Consider the following 17,520-nt stretch of genomic DNA (forward strand, 5'->3'; position numbering starts at 1 on the left):
AACTTTTCGTTACTCGCGGGTTTCCGGGGTACCGTCCGGTTCATGGGGCGGATCACCGTGCGCAGGCCCGTGCTGCGGCTGAGTACGAGCGGGGTGCGCGGACGCCGGCCCGACACGCTCGCGGTGGAGGAGCCGCTGGAGATCCGCGTCGCGGGCAAGCCCCTCACGATCACGATGCGCACGCCGGGGCACGACTTCGACCTCGTGGCCGGGTTCCTCGCGGCCGAGGGGGTCATCGGCGGCGCCGGCGACCTCGCGGCGATGCGGTACTGCGCCGACACGGCCGAGCAGAACACCCTCGACGTCGCGCTGGCGCCCGGGGTGCCGCCCCCGGACGACTCGATGACCCGGGCCTTCACCACGACCAGCGCCTGCGGCGTGTGCGGGAAGTCGACCATCGAGGCGCTGCGCGCCGACCGGCCGTACGAGGTGGGCGGCGACCCGGTCCGGATCTCGCCGGAGGTGCTGGCGGCGCTGCCGGACCGGCTGCGCGCGGCGCAGCGGGTGTTCGACCGGACGGGCGGGCTGCACGCGGCCGGGCTGTTCGACGCCGGCGGCGGGCTGCTCGCCGTGCGCGAGGACGTCGGCCGGCACAACGCGGTCGACAAGGTGGTCGGCTGGGCGCTGCGGCAGGGGCGGCTGCCGCTCACCGGGACGGTGCTGATGGTGAGCGGGCGGGCGTCGTTCGAGCTGACGCAGAAGGCGATGGCGGCGGGCGTCCCGGTCCTCGCCGCGGTGTCGGCGCCGTCGTCGCTGGCGGTGGAGCTCGCCGAGGACGCCGGGATGACCCTGGTCGGCTTCCTGCGCGGCGAGACCATGAACGTTTACGCGGGAGCCGAGCGAATCGCCCTCTGAAGGGCGGGACTTGTCATCACGAGCCGAAAACCAAGCGGTAACTTGTTGGTCCGGCGGCAAGAAACCGCAGCGCACCAGGAGTTGACTGTCGCCCCAATGCATACGCGCGCGCGGAAGCGAGGGACGGCATGACGAGGCCCCTGACAGACGGCGGAGCGGCGTCCGGCATCGATGAGCGCCACCCCCCGATCAAGCCTCGGCGGGTGTCCTTCGACTGGTCGGCGACACCGCTGCACTGGGTGCCCGGCGACCCCGTCGCCACGCACATCATCAACTCGTTCCACATCGTCCTGCCCGAGGGCGAGAAGTGGTTCATCCAGTGCGTGAAGGACGCGCGGCCCTACATCAAGGACGAGCGCCTGCTGGAGGAGATCAGGGGATTCATCGGGCAGGAGATGGTGCACGCCCGCTCGCACCAGGGCGTCCTCGACCAGATCCTGGAGGCGAACGGGATCGACGTCTCCAAGATCACCGACGCGGCGGCGAAGGGCAACGCCGACCGGCCCGCGCAGATGGCGGCGCTCAAGGAGAGGAACCCGCGCGCCTGGCGGCGCCGGCTGCGGTTCGAGCTGGCCGCGGTCGCCTCGATCGAGCACTACACCGCCGTCCTCGGCCAGTGGATCATGGACAACGAGCGGTTCGAGAAGGCCGGGGTGGACCCGACCATGCTGGACCTGCTGCGCTGGCACGGCGCCGAGGAGGTCGAGCACCGGTCGGTGGTGTTCGACGTCTACCGGGCCATGGGCGGCCGCTACCCGACGCGGGTCGCGGCGTGGGTGGTGTCGCTGTTCTTCCTGTACTGGGCGCTGATCGGCGGCTCGCTGTACCTGCTCAAGCAGGACCCGACGATCAAGAAGCGGGTGACGCCGCTGCGGGTGTACCGCTCGTACCGGCGGTCGGTCCGGCTGGGGCACGTACCGGGCATCTTCAAGCTGCTGCTCGGCGAGGCGCCGGTGTACCTGAAGCCGAACCACCACCCGTCGAAGGTGTGCTCCACGCCGCGCGCCCTGGAGTACCTCATGCAGTCCCCCGCCGCGAAGGCCGCGGGCTACGACCCCTACTGACACGGCACTGACCCGCCACCGACCCGCCACCGACCCGCCGCTCCCCGCCTGAGGGCCCGTACCGCCGCGCCGTACGGGCCCTCGGGGGTTCCGGTGGCGGGGCTCACGCCGCGTCCCCTTGACCGCGGGGACGATTCGGCGATTTATTACCATGGTGTCTAATAAAGCGGCCCGAATCCCTCTGCCGGCCAGGCGCCGGGTGCGCGGCGACGGGGTCGACCTCGCGGTCTGCGAGCAGGGCGACCCGTCGCGGCCCACCGTGCTGCTCGTCCACGGCTACCCCGACACGCACGCGGTGTGGGACGAGGTGGCCGCGCTGCTCGCCGAGCGCTTCCACGTCGTCCGGTACGACGTGCGCGGCGCGGGCGCGTCGTCGCGGCCCTTCGGGCGCAAGCGCTACACCTTCGACTACCTCATGTCCGACATGCGGGCGGTACTGGACGCGACCGCTCCCGACCGCACGGTGCATCTCGTCGGGCACGACTGGGGGTCGATCCAGGGCTGGGAGGCTGCCTGCACCATGCCGGAGCGCTTCGCCTCCTTCACCTCCATCTCCGGCCCGTGCCTGGACCACGTCGGCCACTGGATGAGGCGCAACCTCACCCGCCCCACGCCCGGCAACCTGAGGCGGGCGGCCGGGCAGGGCGCGCGGTCCTGGTACATCTACTTCTTCCAGACGCCGGTCCTGCCCGAGGCGCTGTGGCTGGGCGGGATGACGAAGCTGTTCACCCGCGCCCTGGCCGCCGGCGAGGGCGTCGCGCCGCGCGCCGGCCACCCCGCGCGGACGATGGCGCGCGACGCCGCGGCCGGGGTCGGGCTGTACCGGGCGAACATGGTGCGGCGGCTGCGCCGGCCGCGCGACCGGCGCACCGACGTGCCGACGCAGGTCATCGTCCCGACGAGGGACCTGTTCGTCTCGCCGCACCTGGTGGCCGGCCTCGGCGAGCGCGTCCCGCACCTGTCGCTGCGGCCGGTCGCGGCCGGGCACTGGGTGCCGCGCAGCCATCCCGGCGTCGTCGCGCGCTGGATCACCGAGCACATCGCGGGCGTCCGGGGCGGCCCGCTCACCGCCGCCGAGTCCCGGGCGCTGGACCGGGCGCGGGTGCGGCCGGAGCGGCGCCCGTTCGACGGCTCGCTCGTCGTCGTCACCGGCGCCGGCGGCGGGATCGGACGCGCCACGGCGCTCGCGTTCGCCCGGCGCGGCGCCGAGGTCCTCGCGGCCGACATCGACCTGGACGCCGCCCAGCGCACCGTCGAACTCGCCGGCTCCGCCGGCCGCGCCTACCGGGTGGACGTGTCCGACCCCACCGCGATGGAGGACTTCGCCAAGGCCGTCCTGCACGAGCACGGTGTACCGGACGTCGTCGTCAACAACGCGGGCATCGGCATGGCCGGGTCCTTCTTCGACCACTCCCCCGACGACTGGCGCAAGGTCCTGGACGTCAACCTGTGGGGCGTCGTCCACGGCTCGCGGCTCTTCGCCGCGCAGATGGCCGAGCGCGGGCAGGGCGGCCACATCGTCAACACCGCGTCGGCCGCCGCGTTCACGCCGTCCCGCGCGTTGCCCGCCTACGCGACCAGCAAGGCGGCCGTGCTGATGCTCTCGGAGTGCCTGCGGGCCGAACTGAAGGGCAAGGGCATCGGGGTCAGCGCCATCTGCCCGGGGATCGTCGACACCGGCATCACCCGGACGGCCCGGTTCGTCGGGCGCGGCGAGGACGAGCAGAACCGCGACCGGGAGCGGGCGGCGCGGGCGTACGCGCGCCGCGGGTACGGGCCGGAACGGGTGGCGGAGCAGATCGTCGCGGCCGTTCGCGACGACCGCGCGGTCGTCCCCGTGACGCCCGAGGCGCGGCTCGCGCACCTCGCGTCCCGCGCGGCGCCGGGCGCGCTGCGGCTCCTCGCCCGCCTCGACCCGGGCTGAACCGCGCCCGGCCGGGTACCCGTAGGGTGATCACCGGGAGGGATGCCGGATGGCGGACGCCGTGGTCGTCGGCGCGGGGCACAACGGGCTCGTCGCGGCCAACCTGCTGGCCGACGCGGGCTGGGACGTGGAGGTCCTGGAGGCGCAGCCCGAGCCGGGCGGCGCCGTGCGCAGCGACCGGGGCGTCCACCCCGACTACGTCAGCGACCTGTGCAGCGCCTTCTACCCGCTGGGCGTCGCGTCGCCGGTGATGCGCGCGCTGGATCTGGAGCGGCACGGGCTGCGCTGGCGGCACGCGCCGGCCGTCCTCGCGCACCCGCTGCCGGACGGCCGCTGCGCCGTCCTCGAACGCGACCGCGACGCCACCGCGGCGAACCTGGAGGGGCTCGGCGCGGGCGACGGCGAGGCGTGGCTGCGGCTCTGCGCGGCGTGGGACGCGATGGGAGAGGACGTCCTGCGCGCCTTGTTCACCCCGTTCCCGCCGGTGCGGGCGGCGCTGCCGCTGGCGGCGGCGGCGCGCCGCGCGGGCGGGCTGCGGGTCGCGCGGTCGCTGCTCGCGCCCGTCCGCACGCTCGGCGAGCAGGAGTTCACCGGGCCGGGCGGGCGGCTGCTGCTCGCCGGGTCGGCGCTGCACACCGACATGTTCCCCGAGTCGACGGCCGGATCGGTGTTCGGCTGGCTGCTCGCCATGATCGGCCAGCGGGACGGCTGGCCGGTGCCCGAGGGCGGGGCGGGCGAGCTGACCGCCGCGCTGGTGCGGCGGCTGGAGTCGCGGGGCGGGCGGCTGCGCTGCGGCACGCCGGTCGCGTCCGTCGTGGTCCGGGGCGGGCGCGCGCTCGGCGTCCGCACCGCCGGAGGAGAGGCGGTGCGGGCGGCGAAGGCGGTGCTCGCGGACGTGTCGGCGCCCGCCCTCTACGGCGGCCTCGTCGGCTGGTCCGACCTGCCCGCCTCGCTGCGCTCGGACATGCGCCGCTTCACCTGGGACCACGCCACCTTCAAGGTCGACTGGGCGCTGTCGGGCCCGATCCCGTGGTCGTCGCCCGATGCGGCGCGGGCCGGGACCGTCCACCTCTCCCCCGGCATGGAGGCGCTCACCGACTACAGCGCGGACCTCGCCACCGGCCGCGTCCCCGCCGCGCCGTTCGCGCTGCTCGGCCAGATGACGACCGCCGACCCCTCCCGCTCCCCCGCCGGGACCGAGTCGGTCTGGGCGTACACGCACGTCCCGCACCGGGTGCGACGCGACGCGGGCCCCGACGGCATCACCGGCGCCTGGGACGAGCGCGAGCAGGACGCCATGGCCGACCGGCTGGAGGGCGTGGTGGAGCGCCTCGCACCGGGCTTCCGCTCCCGCATCGCCGACCGGCGCGTCATCGCGCCGCCGGCGTTCCAGGACCACGACGCCAACCTGCTGAACGGCGCCCTGAACGGCGGTACGGCGCTGATCCACCAGCAGCTGGTGTTCCGCCCCGTGCCCGGCCTCGGACGGGCCGAGACGCCCGTCCCGGGCCTGTACCTGGCGTCGGCGTCCGCCCATCCCGGCGGCGGCGTCCACGGCGCCTGCGGGGCCAACGCCGCCCGCGCCGCGCTCGCGCACGCCGGGCCGGGCGGCCGGGTCCTCACCTCCGCCCTCGGCGCGCTCGGCCGGTTGCTGGCCCCGTAGCTCGTTTTGCCGCCGCGGGGTTTTCCTCGGCGCCGGAACATGCGACCTTGGCAGGAACCAGCCGGGCGGCGGCCGCCCGGCGACCGGCACCGGAGCGTGAGGCATGCGGATTCGCGACATCCTGCGGCGGAAGGGGGACACGGTGGCCACGGTGCGGCCCGACGCCACCGTGCGGCAGCTGCTCGCCGTCCTGGCGGAGCACAACATCGGGGCGGTGGTCGTCTCGCCCGACGGCGCGTCCATCGCCGGCATCGTGTCCGAGCGCGACGTGGTCCGGCGGCTGCACGACCGCGGTGCGGCGCTGCTCGACCGGCCCGTCTCCGACATCATGACCGCCGAGGTCCGCAGCTGCGGCCTCGGCGACCAGGTGGAGGACCTGCGCCGCACGATGACCGAGCACCGGTTCCGGCACGTCCCCGTCGTCGAGGACGGCCGGCTCGCCGGGATCGTCAGCATCGGCGACGTCGTCAAGAGCGCCATCGACGAGCTGGAGAGCGAGCGCGAGCACCTGGTCGGCTACATCCAGCGCGCCCCCTGACCGTGCCGCCGGCCCGGGCGCCGGCTCGGGCGCAGCCGGCCGGCACAGCGGGCTCAGACGTAGGCGGGCAGCGGGCGGGCGGCCGGGGCGGCCTGCACCTCCCGGAAGGCGAGGGCGAGGCGCTCGGCGGCCGTCCGCAGCGTGTCCGGCGGCAGCACGTACGGCAGCCGGACGTAGTCCTCCAGGACGCCGTCCGCCCCGAACACCGGCCCGGCGACGACCCGGACGCCGAACCGCTCGGCGGTCTCGGCGAGCGCCGTCGCCACGGGCGCGCCGATCCGCGCCCACAGCGACATGCCGCCCTCGGGCGGCTTGAACTCCCAGCCCGGCAGCAGCTCGCGCAGCGCCCCGGCGAGCGCGTCCCGGCCGCGCAGCAGCGTCTCCGCGCGCTCGGCCCGGACCTCGTCGATCCGCAGCAGCAGCTCCCGGACGATCAGCTGGTCCAGCACCGGGCTGGCCATGTCGAACGGCTCGCGGGCCAGCACCAGCCGGCGGGCGAGCGGCGCGGTCGTGCGGACCCAGCCGATGCGCAGCCCGCCCCACAGCAGCTTGGACGCCGACCCGATCGTGATGACCCGGCCGCCGCTGTCGTGGGCTGCGAGCGGCGCCTCGCGGGGCGCGCCGAGGTCGAGGGCGAGGTCGGCGAACGTCTCGTCGGCGACGAGGAACGCGTCGGCGCGGCGCGCGGCGTCGACGAGCGCGGCCCGGTCGCCGGCCCCCATCAGGTATCCGGTCGGGTTGTGGAAGTCGGGGATCGTGTACGCCATCCGCACCGCGGCCTGCCGCATGGCCCCCGCGATGAGCTCGACGTCCCAGCCCTCGTTCACCCCGACCGGGACGAGCCGGGCGCCGCGGCGGCGCAGCGCGCCGAGCGCGTGCGGGTAGGTGGGGCGCTCCACCATGACCGCGTCGCCTGACTCGACCAGCAGCTGCGTCAGCAGCGTGAACGCGTGCTGCGCGCCGGTGGTGACGACGATCTGGTCGGCGCGGGTCGGGACGCCGCGCGCCGTGTAGCCGTCCGCGACGACCTGCCGCAGCCCGGCCAGCCCGGCGGGCTCGTAGCCGGGGCCGGAGCTGTAGCGGGGCAGCTCGTCGACGGCGGCGGCGACGGCCTCCCCGAAGATCGCGGGGGCGCCGGGGGTGGCGCAGCCGAGGTCGATGAAGGACCCGTCGTCGGGGGCCGGGTAGGCCTTGCCGAAGCGCCCGCCGGGGGACGCGGTGCGGCGCTCGTCGGCCGACATCCGCACCGGCGGCAGCGCCGTCCAGCTCCCCGCGCCCTGTCGGCTCTCGATGTAGCCCTCCTCGCGGAGTCGGTCGTAGGCGGTCGTCACCGTGGTGCGGCTGAGGCCGAGCGCGGCGGCGAGGTCGCGTTCGGCGGGCAGCCGGGTCCGCAGCGCGAGCCGCCCGTCCAGGACGAGGCCGCGCACCGACCGGGCCAGCGCCGCGTACACCGGGCGCTCCGCCGAGACGTCCCCCAGCAGCCGGGCGAGGTGCGGACCGCTCACATAACGGGTGCTCATACAAGCCACTTTCGCATAATTGGCCCTATAAAGACCAGTCCACTTCGCGCCAGAGTGGTCCCGGAAGACGGCCACTCAGGTTCGAGGAGCGGATAATGGCCTTGATGGCACGGCGGCTCGTGCAGCTCTACGTCGGATTGGCCTTGTACGGGCTCGGGATCGCCCTCCAGGTGTCGTCCGGCCTCGGCAACGACCCGTGGGACGTGTTCCACCAGGGCCTGTCCCGCCGCTTCGGCCTGTCGATCGGCGCGTGGATCATCATCGCGGGCGCGGTCGTGATGCTCGCCTGGATCCCGCTGCGGCAGCGGCCCGGCATCGGGACGATCAGCAACGTGGTGCTCATCGGCGTGTTCGCGGACCTGTTCCTGTGGCTGCTGCCCGCCCCCGACGCGCTCGCGGCGCGCTGGGCGTACCTGGTCGTCGCGGTGCTCGTGGGCGGCGTCGCGACCGGCTGCTACATCGGCGCGGGCCTCGGCCCCGGCCCGCGCGACGGGCTCATGACCGGGATCGCCGCCCGGGGCCATTCGATCCGCGTGGTCCGGACCGGCATCGAGCTCACCGTGCTCGCCGCCGGCTGGCTGCTCGGCGGCACGGTGGGCATCGGCACGCTGCTCTACGCGCTGGCGATCGGCCCCCTGACGCACGTCTTCCTGCCGATGCTGACGATCAAGACCCCGACCCCAGCCCCGGCCGCCGAACCAGAACCCGCTCACGCCTAGTACACGTTGACCTGCGGCGTGTTGTTGTTATGGAGCGGCTCATAACAACAACACGCCGCAGATCAACGTTGTCAGTGGGCGGAGAGGCGGACGGCCTGCTCGGCGACGGCGGTCAGGAGCGGGGCGGCCTCCGCCTTCAGCTCGTCCAGGGTGCGGGGGCCGTCGGCGAGGCTGAACGCGGCGGTGAGGCCGAGCGCGTGCAGCTCGTCGAGCGGCCCGCTGACGCCGCCGGCCACGGCCACGCACGGGACGCCGCGGCCCCGCGCGAGGGCGGCGACGGCGGACACGACCTTGCCGCCCGCGCTCTGCCCGTCCACCCGCCCCTCCCCGGTGATCACCAGGTCGGCGCCGTCGAGCGCGGACGGGAGCCCGACGGCCTCGGCGACCAGCAGGGCCCCGCCGGACGGCTCGGCGCCGAGCAGCCCCACCAGGCCGCCGCAGGTGCCGCCCGCCGCGCCCGCGCCGGGCAGGTCGTGCACGCGGACGCCGCCGCGCGCGGCGAGCACGTCGGCGAAGACGGTGAGGGCGGCGTCGAGCTCGGCGACCTGGCCGGGCGACGCACCCTTCTGCGGGCCGAACACCGCGGCGGCGCCGTCCGGGCCGACGAGCGGGTTCGTGACGTCGCAGGCGACCCGGAACCGGGCCGCGCGGACCGCGTCCGGCACCCCCGAGTCGTCGATCGAGGCGAGGCGGGCGAGGGCGCCGCCGCCCGGCGGCAGGTCCGCCCCGGCGGCGTCCAGGAAGCGGACCCCGAGCGCGCGCAGCAGCCCGGTGCCGCCGTCGGTGCTGGCGCTGCCGCCGATGCACACGAGCACGTCGCGCGCGCCGCGCCGCACCGCGTCCGCGATCAGCTCGCCGGTGCCGGTCGTGGCGGCGTTCAGCGGGTCCGGCGGGACGTCCTCCACCAGCGGCAGCCCGGACGCGGCGGCCAGCTCCACCACCGCGGAGCCGCCGTCGCCGGACAGCGCGTAGCGGGCCTTGACCGGGCGCCCGAGCGGGTCGGCGGCGGCGACCTCGACCGCGTCGCCGCCGCGGGCGCGCAGGAAGCAGTCCAGGGTCCCCTCGCCGCCGTCCGCCATCGGCACGGCGGCCACCTCGGCGCCCGGCACGGCCCGGCGGACGCCCGCCTCCACGGCGGCGCACACCTCCGCCGCCGACAGGCTGCCCTTGAACGAGTCGGGCGCGACGACGACCCGCATGGTCAGTGCTCGGCGGCGAGGGTCGCGAGCACGGAGGAGAACTCCTCGGGCAGGACCATCGTGTCGCCCTCGTAGCGGGTCTCCAGGTAGGTCAGCTCACCGGCGCGCCACCAGTACAGGTGCGGGCTGAGGGAGCCGGGGCCCTCCTCGTAGGCGCGGTGGGCCTGCGCCTGCAGCTCGGTCGCCGCCGCCACGGCCGCACGGTAGCGGGCCCTCGGGTGGCCCTCGGCGATGCGGAGCGGGTGCGCGACGATCAGGCTGCGGTTGGGCGCGATGACGAGCGCGCCGTACGGGCCGATCGGCAGGTACTCCTCCAGCCACGCCAGGTGCGTGACGGCGTAGAACGTCCAGCCGTGCAGGACCGAGACGCGGACGCCGCCGAGGTCCTGCTCGTCGAGCTGCAGGGGCCCGTCGGCGCGGACGTTGGCGCGGCCGAGCATGAACAGCGCGTCGCCGGAGACCGGCCAGCCGTTCATCTCCTCGGTCGTGACGGTCCGCACGGTGGTGGGCGTGTCGACGACGACGGCCTCGATCAGGCCGGGCGCGAACGGCCGGGCGGCGAGGACGCCGTTGTCGGCCTCGGCCGGGTAGATGCGGGTGCGCAGCAGGTGCTGGGCGAGGTCGAAGTCGCTGAGGTCGAGCGGCTCCTCGATCGCGGTGACGATCGTGGTGACGTGGTCGGAGACCAGCGCGGGCCAGTCGTCGCGCGGCACCAGCCGGGCGAGCTGGCGCAGGTCGCGCAGGCTGACGTGCAGCCGGTTCGCGCCCTCCAGCAGCATCACCTCGCCGGGCGCGCGGGTGCAGCGGTAGCCGAGGCTCTCGGCGACCAGTACGAGCAGCGAGTCGAGGGTCCCGTCGTCCCAGGGTTCGGGACGGGCATGGCGGCCGCTCATCGCGCACCTCCCGAGGGCGCTTCGAGGGTGAGCGCGCCGGGTTCCGGCACGGCGGGGCGCGGATCGTGCGGGGGTCGGGGGGAGGCGGTGAGCACGGCGGGGGCGCCGAGCTCGAGCGTCAGCTGGCGCGGGCCGTGCCCGGCCGGGACGCCGGCGAGGACCGGGACGCCGAGCGGGCCGAGCCGGGCGGCGAACACCGCGTCGAGCTCGGCGGGGTCGCCGCAGTCGCGCCACGAGCCGAGCGCGATCCCGGCGGCGCCGTCGAACCAGCCGGCCTGTAGGAGCTGGACGAGCATCCGGTCGATCCGGTAGGGCGCCTCGGTGACGTCCTCCAGGAAGACGACGCGGCCCGCGGCGGGCGGCGGGGCGTAGGGGGTGCCGAGCAGGGCCGTGAGGAGCGAGAGGGTGCCGCCGGTGAGGGGGCCCTCGGCACGGCCCGGCCGGAGCGCGTGCGTGCCGGGCAGGGTCACCGGGCCGCCGAAGAGGGCGGCGCGCAGGGCGGCGAGCGTGTCGCCGTCCGGCCGGTCTTCGGCGAGGACGCCGGCGGGCATGGGACCGAAGGACGTGGTGACTCCCAGGCGCGTTCCAAAAGCCGCGTGCAGTGCGGTGACGTCGCTGGATCCGTGCAGGATCTTCGGCTCCGCGGACGCGTCCGCCGCGGCGGCCAGCGCGTCCCAGTCGAGGTGGTCGAGGACGCGGGTGGCGCCGTAGCCGCCCCGCGCGCAGACGACGGCGCGGACGCGCGGGTCGCACCAGGCGTCCTGCAGGTCGGCGGCCCGGTCCGCGTCGCGGCCGGCCAGCCCGTGCCAGCCGTCCCGCACCGGGCCCGGGGCGCCCAGATTGACACGGTCGAGGGCGTGCTCCCCGACCACGGCGTCAAGCCCGAGGCCGCGCAGCGCGGCGCAGCCGGCCTCCAGCCGGGCCGGGTCGGCGGGGCCGCTGGGCGCGATCACCGCGACGGTGTCGCCGGGCCGCAACCGCCCGTACCTGCGGGTCTTCCGCGTGCGGCCGCGGCCGCCGGGCATGCCGACGGCGGGCGCGGCAGGCGGCCCCTCGGCCGTCTCCGCGCGGGCGCCCCCGCTTCTCAACCCGATCCCTCCTCGCACCGCGACGGATAGAGCTTGTCAGGATCCGGACGCCAGTGGAAGGGGCCGCCGGTCACGACCCGCCAACAGATCATCGTCACCCGATCACCGCCCCGCGCCGAGCGCGAGGCCGGCGAGCCGCGGCAGCGCCTCGCCGATCGGCCGCCGCACCACCGCGTCGGCCAGCCCATCGTACGGCGTCTCCTCGGCATTGATGATCACCAGCCGGGCGCCGGCGTCGACCGCCTCCAGGCACAACCCGGCGGCGGGCTGCACGGTCAGCGAGGTGCCGACGGCCACGAACAGCGCGCAGGAGCGGGCGGCGGCGATCGCCGCGTCCAGGACGTCGCGGTCGAGGGCCTGCCCGAAGGAGATCGTCGCGGACTTCTGCACGCCGCCGCAGCCGGCGCAGGGCGGGTCGTCCTCGCCGGCGTCGACGCGGGCGAGGATCTCGGGCATGGGGGTGCGCAGGTCGCAGGACAGGCAGACGGCGTCGCGCACCGTGCCGTGGATCTCGATGACCGCGGCCTCGGAGGACCCGGCGCGCTGGTGCAGGCCGTCGATGTTCTGGGTGATCACGGCGCGCAGCCGCCCGGCCCGCTCCAGCGCGACGAGGGCGGCGTGCGCCGCGTTGGGCTCGGCGCGCCAGACCGGGTCGTCGCGGCGGGACCGCCAGGCGCGCCGCCGGACCTCGGGGTCGGCGAGGTAGGCGCCGATCGTGGACATCGCCTGGGCATCGGGGTCCCTGGTCCACACGCCCTGCGGGCCGCGGAAGTCGGGGATGCCGCTGTCGGTGGAGATCCCGGCGCCGGTCAGCACGGTGATGGGGCCGATCTCGGGCAAAAGCTCGGCGAGCGTCAGGGGAGCGTCCACCCTGACATGGTAGGTCTCGTCCCGGGGTGGGCGCGGCGGCCGGCGCCCGTCCCGGCTAACGGATGGGTATCGGGCCGGTCCTTACGCAGGGTCACGGACCGAGCGGCCCTCAAAAGGTGACAAACTGTGCCCCGTATGAGGTCGACGCCGCACATCCTGGTGGTCAACGGCACCAAGGTCCGCCGCCCGGTGTTCATCCTGGGGGCTCCGCACTCGGGTGCGGAGCTGCTGGCGCGCGCGGTCAAGCGGTCTCCCGGCTTCCACCTGACCACCGGCCGGCCCGGCGTGCTGCGCGTCACCTACGCGTTCGCCCGGCAGCCCTCGATCGCGGCGGAGCGCGGCAAGGGCGCGGCCCGCGTGCTGCGCGATGCCTACGCCGAGGCGTGGCAGGTCTCGGCCCGCGCCTGCGCGCAGTGCTCCGACGAGTGCCGGGAGCTGGCCGGCCTGCCGCCGCGCCCGCCCGCCGCACCCGGCCGCCCGGCGCCCGAGGGCGGCCCGCACGGCCCCTGCGCGGACCCGCAGGGCCTCGAGCGGTTCGCCGACGCCTCCCCCGACCTGATCTACAGCGCCGACGTGCTGCTGGACGCCTTCCCCGACGCGCAGCTCGTCCAGGTGATCCGGGACGGCCGGGACGTGGTCGCCGACATGCTGGACGACGAGCGCTGCCTCGCCTGGTTCAAACCGGCCCTGGCCAACCTCGACACGGTGTTCCCCAACCCGTTCTTCGGCGTCGAGGACCACACCGACCGCAACCGCTGGCCGCGCGCCGCGGCCGCCGTCAAGTGCGCGCTGCGCTGGCGCGGCTCGGTGCGGCTCAGCGCGAGGCTGCGGCAGCAGGTGCCGGAGGAGCAGCTGCTCACCGTCCGCTACGAGGACCTGGTGGCGCGGCCGCGCGCCATCGCCGCCGGCCTGTCGGAGTACCTCGACGTACGGGTGCCGAGGACGGCCCTGTCGGGCCTGGTCCGGGCCGGCGAGGCCACCGACGGCGGGGTCGGGTCGTGGCGCGACCGGCTCACCCAGCGCCAGGCCGCCCAGGTCGAGAAGGTCGCGGGCACCGAGCTGCGGCGGCTCGGCTACCGCACGGGCCGGGAGGGCTGACCGGCCGCCCGGGCGCCCGGCCCCCAGTGGCTACTCGGCGCCCAGCGGCTCGGTCTGCCGCTCCTCGTCCCGCTGGTGGGCGAACTGGGTGCGGTACAGCTCGGCGTACAGGCCGCCCGCCAGCAGCAGCTCCTCGTGCCGTCCGCGCTCGGCGACGCGGCCCTCCTGGACCACCAGGATCTGGTCGGCCTCCCGGATCGTGGACAGCCGGTGCGCGATCACCAGCGACGTCCGGCCGGCGAGGGCGGTGCGCAGCGCCCGCTGCACGGCCGCCTCGGACTCGGAGTCCAGGTGCGCGGTCGCCTCGTCCAGCACGACGACCGAGGGCGCCTTGAGCAGCAGCCGCGCGATCGCGAGGCGCTGCTTCTCCCCGCCCGACAGCCGGTAGCCGCGGTCGCCGACGACGGTGTCGAGGCCGTCGGGCATCTCGGCGACGAGGTCGCCGATGTGCGCGGCCTCCACCGCCGCCAGGATCTCCTCGTCGGTGGCGTCCGGGCGGGCGTAGCGCATGTTCTCCCGGATCGTGTCGTGAAAGAGGTGCGCGTCCTGGCTGACGACGCCGATCTCGCCGCGCAGCGACTCCAGGGTCACGTCGCGGACGTCGGCGCCGCCGATCCGCACCGCGCCGCCGGACACGTCGTAGAGCCGCGACACCAGGTGCGTGATCGTCGACTTGCCCGCGCCGGACGGCCCGACGAGCGCGACGAGCTGGCCCGGCGCCGCCCGGAAGTCGATGTCGTGCAGGACCTCCCGGCTGGGCGAGGTGTCGGTGCGGGCGATCGACTCCAGCGAGGCCAGCGACACCTCGTCCGCCGCCGGGTAGGCGAACCGGACGTGGTCGAACTCGATCGAGGGCGCCTTGGCCGGGCTCGTGGTGGAGGGGCGCTCCCCGCCGAGCGGGCGGGCGTCCTCGCGGTCGCGGATCAGCGGCTTGAGGTCGAGCACCTCGAAGACCCGGTCGAAGCTCACCAGCGCGGTCATGACGTCCACATGGACGTTGGACAGCGCCGTCAGCGGCCCGTACATCCGGGTCAGCAGGGTCGCGAGCGCGACGAGCGTGCCGAGCTGGAGGGTGTCGTCCACGACGAGGTAGCCGCCGACGCCGTAGACCATGGCGGTGGCGAGCGCCGCGACCAGGGTCAGCGCGGTGAAGAAGACCCGGCCGTACATGGCGGCCACGATGCCGATGTCGCGGACGCGGGCCGCGCGGCCGGAGAAGTTCTCCTCCTCCTCGGCGGGCCGCCCGTACAGCTTGGCGAGCATCGCGCCGGCGACGTTGAACCGCTCGGTCATCAGCGAGCCCATCTCGGCGTCCAGCACCATCTGCTCGCGGCTGACCCGCTGGAGCCGCTTGCCGACCCACTTGGCCGGCAGGATGAAGATCGGGAGCAGCAGCAGCGCGATCAGCGTGACCTGCCAGGACAGGAACAGCATCGTGGCCAGCACCAGGACCAGGCTGATCACGTTCGACACCACCGACGACAGCGTGGTGGTGAGGGCGCGCTGGGCACCGATCACGTCGTTGTTGAGGCGGCTGACGAGCGAGCCCGTCTGCGCCCGCATGAAGAACGCGACCGGCTGCCGCTGGACGTGCGCGAACACCTGGCTGCGCAGGTCGTAGATCAGCCCCTCGCCGATGCGCGCCGAGAACCAGCGCTGCGCGAGGCCGAGCACCGCCTCCACGAACGCGAGCCCCGCGACCGCGACGGCGAGCCAGATCACGATGTCCTGGCGGCCCGGCACGATGCCGCTGTCGATGATCGACTTGAGCAGCAGCGGGTTCGCCACGACGATCACCGCGGCGAGCGAGTTCAGCGCGAGGAAGACCACCAGCTCGCGGACGTAGGGACGGGCGTACCCCGCGATGCGCCCGACGGTGCCGGGCTTGAGCTTCTGCTGGGTGACGGAGCTGTCCTTGCGGAACGAGGCCATCACCTGCCAGCCGTTGCCTGGCATTCCCACATCTGCCTCCGCTGGGTCCGTGCCGCCGGTGCCGCCGGCGCCGGCGGCATCGGCGTAATCAAGTAAGCATCTCAGTATCCGGCCCGCACAACGCCGCCCCGCCCGGCGGGCTTCCCGGCTCCGCTCACGGCGTAACGCCCCCTGGACAAGCCGTCCCGCCGGTGCGACCGTGATCGGCGTCCTCAGGCTCACACCCCCCGGGAGCCCACAAGTGAAACGACGCCTCCCCGGCGGCGCCGGCGCGCTCACCCTCGCCGCCGCGCTGCTCGCCACGACCGCGGCCCCCGCCGCCGCGGACGTCCCCACGAAGGACGGCGGCCCCCAGGTGACCGTGCGGAACGGCGAGACGCAGCCCGTCTTCTCCCGCGCCGACGCCGTCACCCAGACCGTCGACATCGAGACCGCCGTCGACAGCGACCGCGACGGCGTGCGCGACCGCGTCCAGATGCGGATCATGCGCCCGAAGGAGACCGCCACCGCCGGCCTCAAGGTCCCGACGATCCTGGAGCCGAGCCCGTACTGGGCCGGGATCAACGACGTCCCGAACCACCCGGTCGACATCGGCGACGCGCGGCGGCACGCGCTGACGAGTTCCGCGCGCGGCCTCGCGGAGATCTTCCCCGGGTACTACGACAACTACTTCCTGCCGCGCGGGTACGCGGTCGCGGACCTCGACAGCATCGGGACGGGCGGTTCGACCGGCTGCCCCACGTCCGGGGACCGCAGCGAGCAGGCGGGCGCCAAGGCCGCCGTGGACTGGCTGAACGGCCGCGCCCGCGGCTGGGCGCCGGACGGCACGCCGGTGAGGGCCGACTGGTCGACCGGCAACGTCGGCATGATCGGGCAGTCCTACGACGGGACGCTGCCGAACATGGCCGCCGCCACCGGAGTCGAGGGCCTGAAGGCCATCGTCCCGATCGCCGGGATCTCCAGCTGGTACGACTACTACCGCGCGGGCGGCGGCGTCGTCGCGCCCGGCGGCTACCAGGGCGAGGACCTGGACGTCCTGGCCAAGGCGGTGCTGACCCGGCGGGACCCCGAGGTCTGCCAGAAGATCATCGACGGGATCGAGGCGGCGCAGGACCGCGAGACCGGCGACTACTCCGCGGTGTGGGCGGAGCGCGACTACGTGCGGCAGGCGCGGAAGGTGCGCGCCGCCGTGATGGTCGTGCACGGGCTCAACGACTGGAACGTCAAGATCAAGAACTCGGTGCAGTGGTGGAACGCCCTCAAGAAGACGGGCGTCCCGCTGAAGCTGTGGCTGCACCAGGGCAACCACTCGACGCCGTTCCGCTGGCGGGTCGAGGAGTGGCTGCGGCAGACGCTGCACTGGTTCGACCGGTACCTCTACGGCGTCCGCAACGGGATCGAGCACGAGCCGCGCGTCGACGTCCAGCACGCCGACGGGACGTGGGAGACCGCACGCGACTGGCCCGTCCCCGGCACCCGCACCGTCCCGGTCAGCCTGAACGCCGGGCCGTCCGGGCAGCCGGGCACCCTCGGCCTCCGGCCCCGGCCCGGTGCGCCGCAGTCGTTCACGGACGAGGGCAAGACCCGCACCGCCGAGCAGCTCCTCGCCGGCGAGGACCGGGCCGACCCGAACCGGCTCGCCTACCTGACCGGGCCGCTGCCCGGCGCGGTACGGATCGACGGCGTCCCGTCGGTGTCGCTGCGGGCCTCGCTCGACGGCCGTTCGCCGTACCTGACGGCGCTGCTCGTCGACTACGGCACCGACACCCGTCCCACGGGCGCCCGCGTGAACACGGCCGAGCAGGTCTGCTACGGGGAGAGCGTGCCGGGCGACTCCGGCTGCACGATCCGGCAGGAACTGCGCACCGAGACCGCCCCCTACAAGATCATCACGCGCGGGTGGCTGGACGTGCGGAACCGGCACAGTTTCAGCCGCACCGAGCCGATCAGGGCCGGGAAGGCCTACACGTTCCGGTGGGAGCTCGAACCCGCCGACTACACCGTGAAGGCCGGCCACCGGCTCGGCGTGATCCTGCTGTCGACCGACTACGACTACACGCTGCGCTACCCGGCCGGGACCGAGGTCGCGGTGCGGCCCGGCGTCAGCAGGGTGCTGCTGCCGCTGGCGCGCGGCGGCGGGGAGAACCTGAAGTAGCC

At 74.9% G+C, this 17,520-nt stretch carries 14 protein-coding genes; 8 read left to right on the forward strand and 6 right to left on the reverse strand.

What is annotated here, in order from left to right; all coding sequences use genetic code 11:
* Positions 1–42 precede the first annotated feature (42 nt).
* The 5 genes from fdhD to ABFX46_RS27925 all read left to right on the forward strand — a co-directional run bounded on the left by fdhD (position 43) and on the right by ABFX46_RS27925 (position 6,044).
* Complete coding sequence (fdhD, locus tag ABFX46_RS27905; protein WP_346046607.1) at positions 43–855, forward strand: formate dehydrogenase accessory sulfurtransferase FdhD; 813 nt, start codon at positions 43–45, stop codon at positions 853–855.
* A 128-nt stretch (positions 856–983) separates the two neighbouring features.
* Positions 984–1,919, forward strand: coding sequence for a metal-dependent hydrolase (locus tag ABFX46_RS27910; RefSeq protein WP_346046609.1), 936 nt, complete (start codon positions 984–986; stop codon positions 1,917–1,919).
* Positions 1,920–2,070: 151 nt separating this feature from the next.
* The gene (locus tag ABFX46_RS27915; RefSeq protein WP_346046611.1) at positions 2,071–3,843 is read left to right on the forward strand and encodes an SDR family oxidoreductase; all 1,773 of its coding nucleotides are present in this window, start codon (positions 2,071–2,073) and stop codon (positions 3,841–3,843) included.
* Positions 3,844–3,892: 49 nt separating this feature from the next.
* Entirely contained in the window at positions 3,893–5,506 is a 1,614-nt protein-coding gene (locus ABFX46_RS27920) for a phytoene desaturase family protein (protein ID WP_346046613.1), read from the forward strand.
* Between the two features lie 103 nt (positions 5,507–5,609).
* Complete coding sequence (locus ABFX46_RS27925; protein WP_346046615.1) at positions 5,610–6,044, forward strand: CBS domain-containing protein; 435 nt, start codon at positions 5,610–5,612, stop codon at positions 6,042–6,044.
* Positions 6,045–6,097: 53 nt separating this feature from the next.
* On the opposite strand, the gene yczR is transcribed toward ABFX46_RS27925, so the two are convergent.
* Positions 6,098–7,564: a MocR-like transcription factor YczR gene (gene yczR / locus ABFX46_RS27930; protein ID WP_346046616.1), complete on the reverse strand. Its 1,467-nt coding sequence runs from the start codon at positions 7,562–7,564 to the stop codon at positions 6,098–6,100.
* 95 nt (positions 7,565–7,659) lie between these two features.
* On the opposite strand from yczR, the gene yczE reads away from it, so the two are divergent.
* Positions 7,660–8,283 (forward strand): membrane protein YczE, encoded by a 624-nt coding sequence (gene yczE, locus ABFX46_RS27935; protein ID WP_346046618.1) that lies wholly within the window; start codon positions 7,660–7,662, stop codon positions 8,281–8,283.
* Between the two features lie 71 nt (positions 8,284–8,354).
* Here the strand turns inward: yczE and ABFX46_RS27940 are convergent, their stop codons facing one another.
* The 4 genes from ABFX46_RS27940 to ABFX46_RS27955 form a co-directional block, all read right to left on the reverse strand.
* Complete coding sequence (locus tag ABFX46_RS27940; RefSeq protein WP_346046619.1) at positions 8,355–9,482, reverse strand: glycerate kinase; 1,128 nt, start codon at positions 9,480–9,482, stop codon at positions 8,355–8,357.
* Between the two features lie 2 nt (positions 9,483–9,484).
* The gene (locus ABFX46_RS27945; protein ID WP_131945133.1) at positions 9,485–10,375 is read right to left on the reverse strand and encodes a hypothetical protein; all 891 of its coding nucleotides are present in this window, start codon (positions 10,373–10,375) and stop codon (positions 9,485–9,487) included.
* The gene (locus tag ABFX46_RS27950; RefSeq protein WP_346046621.1) at positions 10,372–11,463 is read right to left on the reverse strand and encodes a S66 peptidase family protein; all 1,092 of its coding nucleotides are present in this window, start codon (positions 11,461–11,463) and stop codon (positions 10,372–10,374) included. The genes ABFX46_RS27945 and ABFX46_RS27950 overlap by 4 nt, the downstream gene beginning before the upstream one ends.
* Positions 11,464–11,565: 102 nt before the next feature.
* Positions 11,566–12,333 (reverse strand): SIR2 family NAD-dependent protein deacylase, encoded by a 768-nt coding sequence (locus ABFX46_RS27955; RefSeq protein ID WP_346046622.1) that lies wholly within the window; start codon positions 12,331–12,333, stop codon positions 11,566–11,568.
* Positions 12,334–12,468: 135 nt separating this feature from the next.
* On the opposite strand from ABFX46_RS27955, the gene ABFX46_RS27960 reads away from it, so the two are divergent.
* Positions 12,469–13,431 (forward strand): sulfotransferase family protein, encoded by a 963-nt coding sequence (locus ABFX46_RS27960; protein WP_346046624.1) that lies wholly within the window; start codon positions 12,469–12,471, stop codon positions 13,429–13,431.
* A gap of 30 nt (positions 13,432–13,461) precedes the next feature.
* Here ABFX46_RS27960 and ABFX46_RS27965 read toward each other — a convergent pair whose 3' ends face one another.
* Positions 13,462–15,387: an ABC transporter ATP-binding protein gene (locus tag ABFX46_RS27965; protein ID WP_346046870.1), complete on the reverse strand. Its 1,926-nt coding sequence runs from the start codon at positions 15,385–15,387 to the stop codon at positions 13,462–13,464.
* A 217-nt stretch (positions 15,388–15,604) separates the two neighbouring features.
* Between ABFX46_RS27965 and ABFX46_RS27970 the strand changes: the two genes are divergently transcribed.
* Entirely contained in the window at positions 15,605–17,518 is a 1,914-nt protein-coding gene (locus tag ABFX46_RS27970; protein ID WP_346046626.1) for a Xaa-Pro dipeptidyl-peptidase, read from the forward strand.
* Positions 17,519–17,520 lie beyond the last annotated feature (2 nt).

This window comes from Actinomadura chokoriensis (genome assembly GCF_039529475.1).
Lineage (GTDB): Bacteria > Actinomycetota > Actinomycetes > Streptosporangiales > Streptosporangiaceae > Spirillospora > Spirillospora bangladeshensis.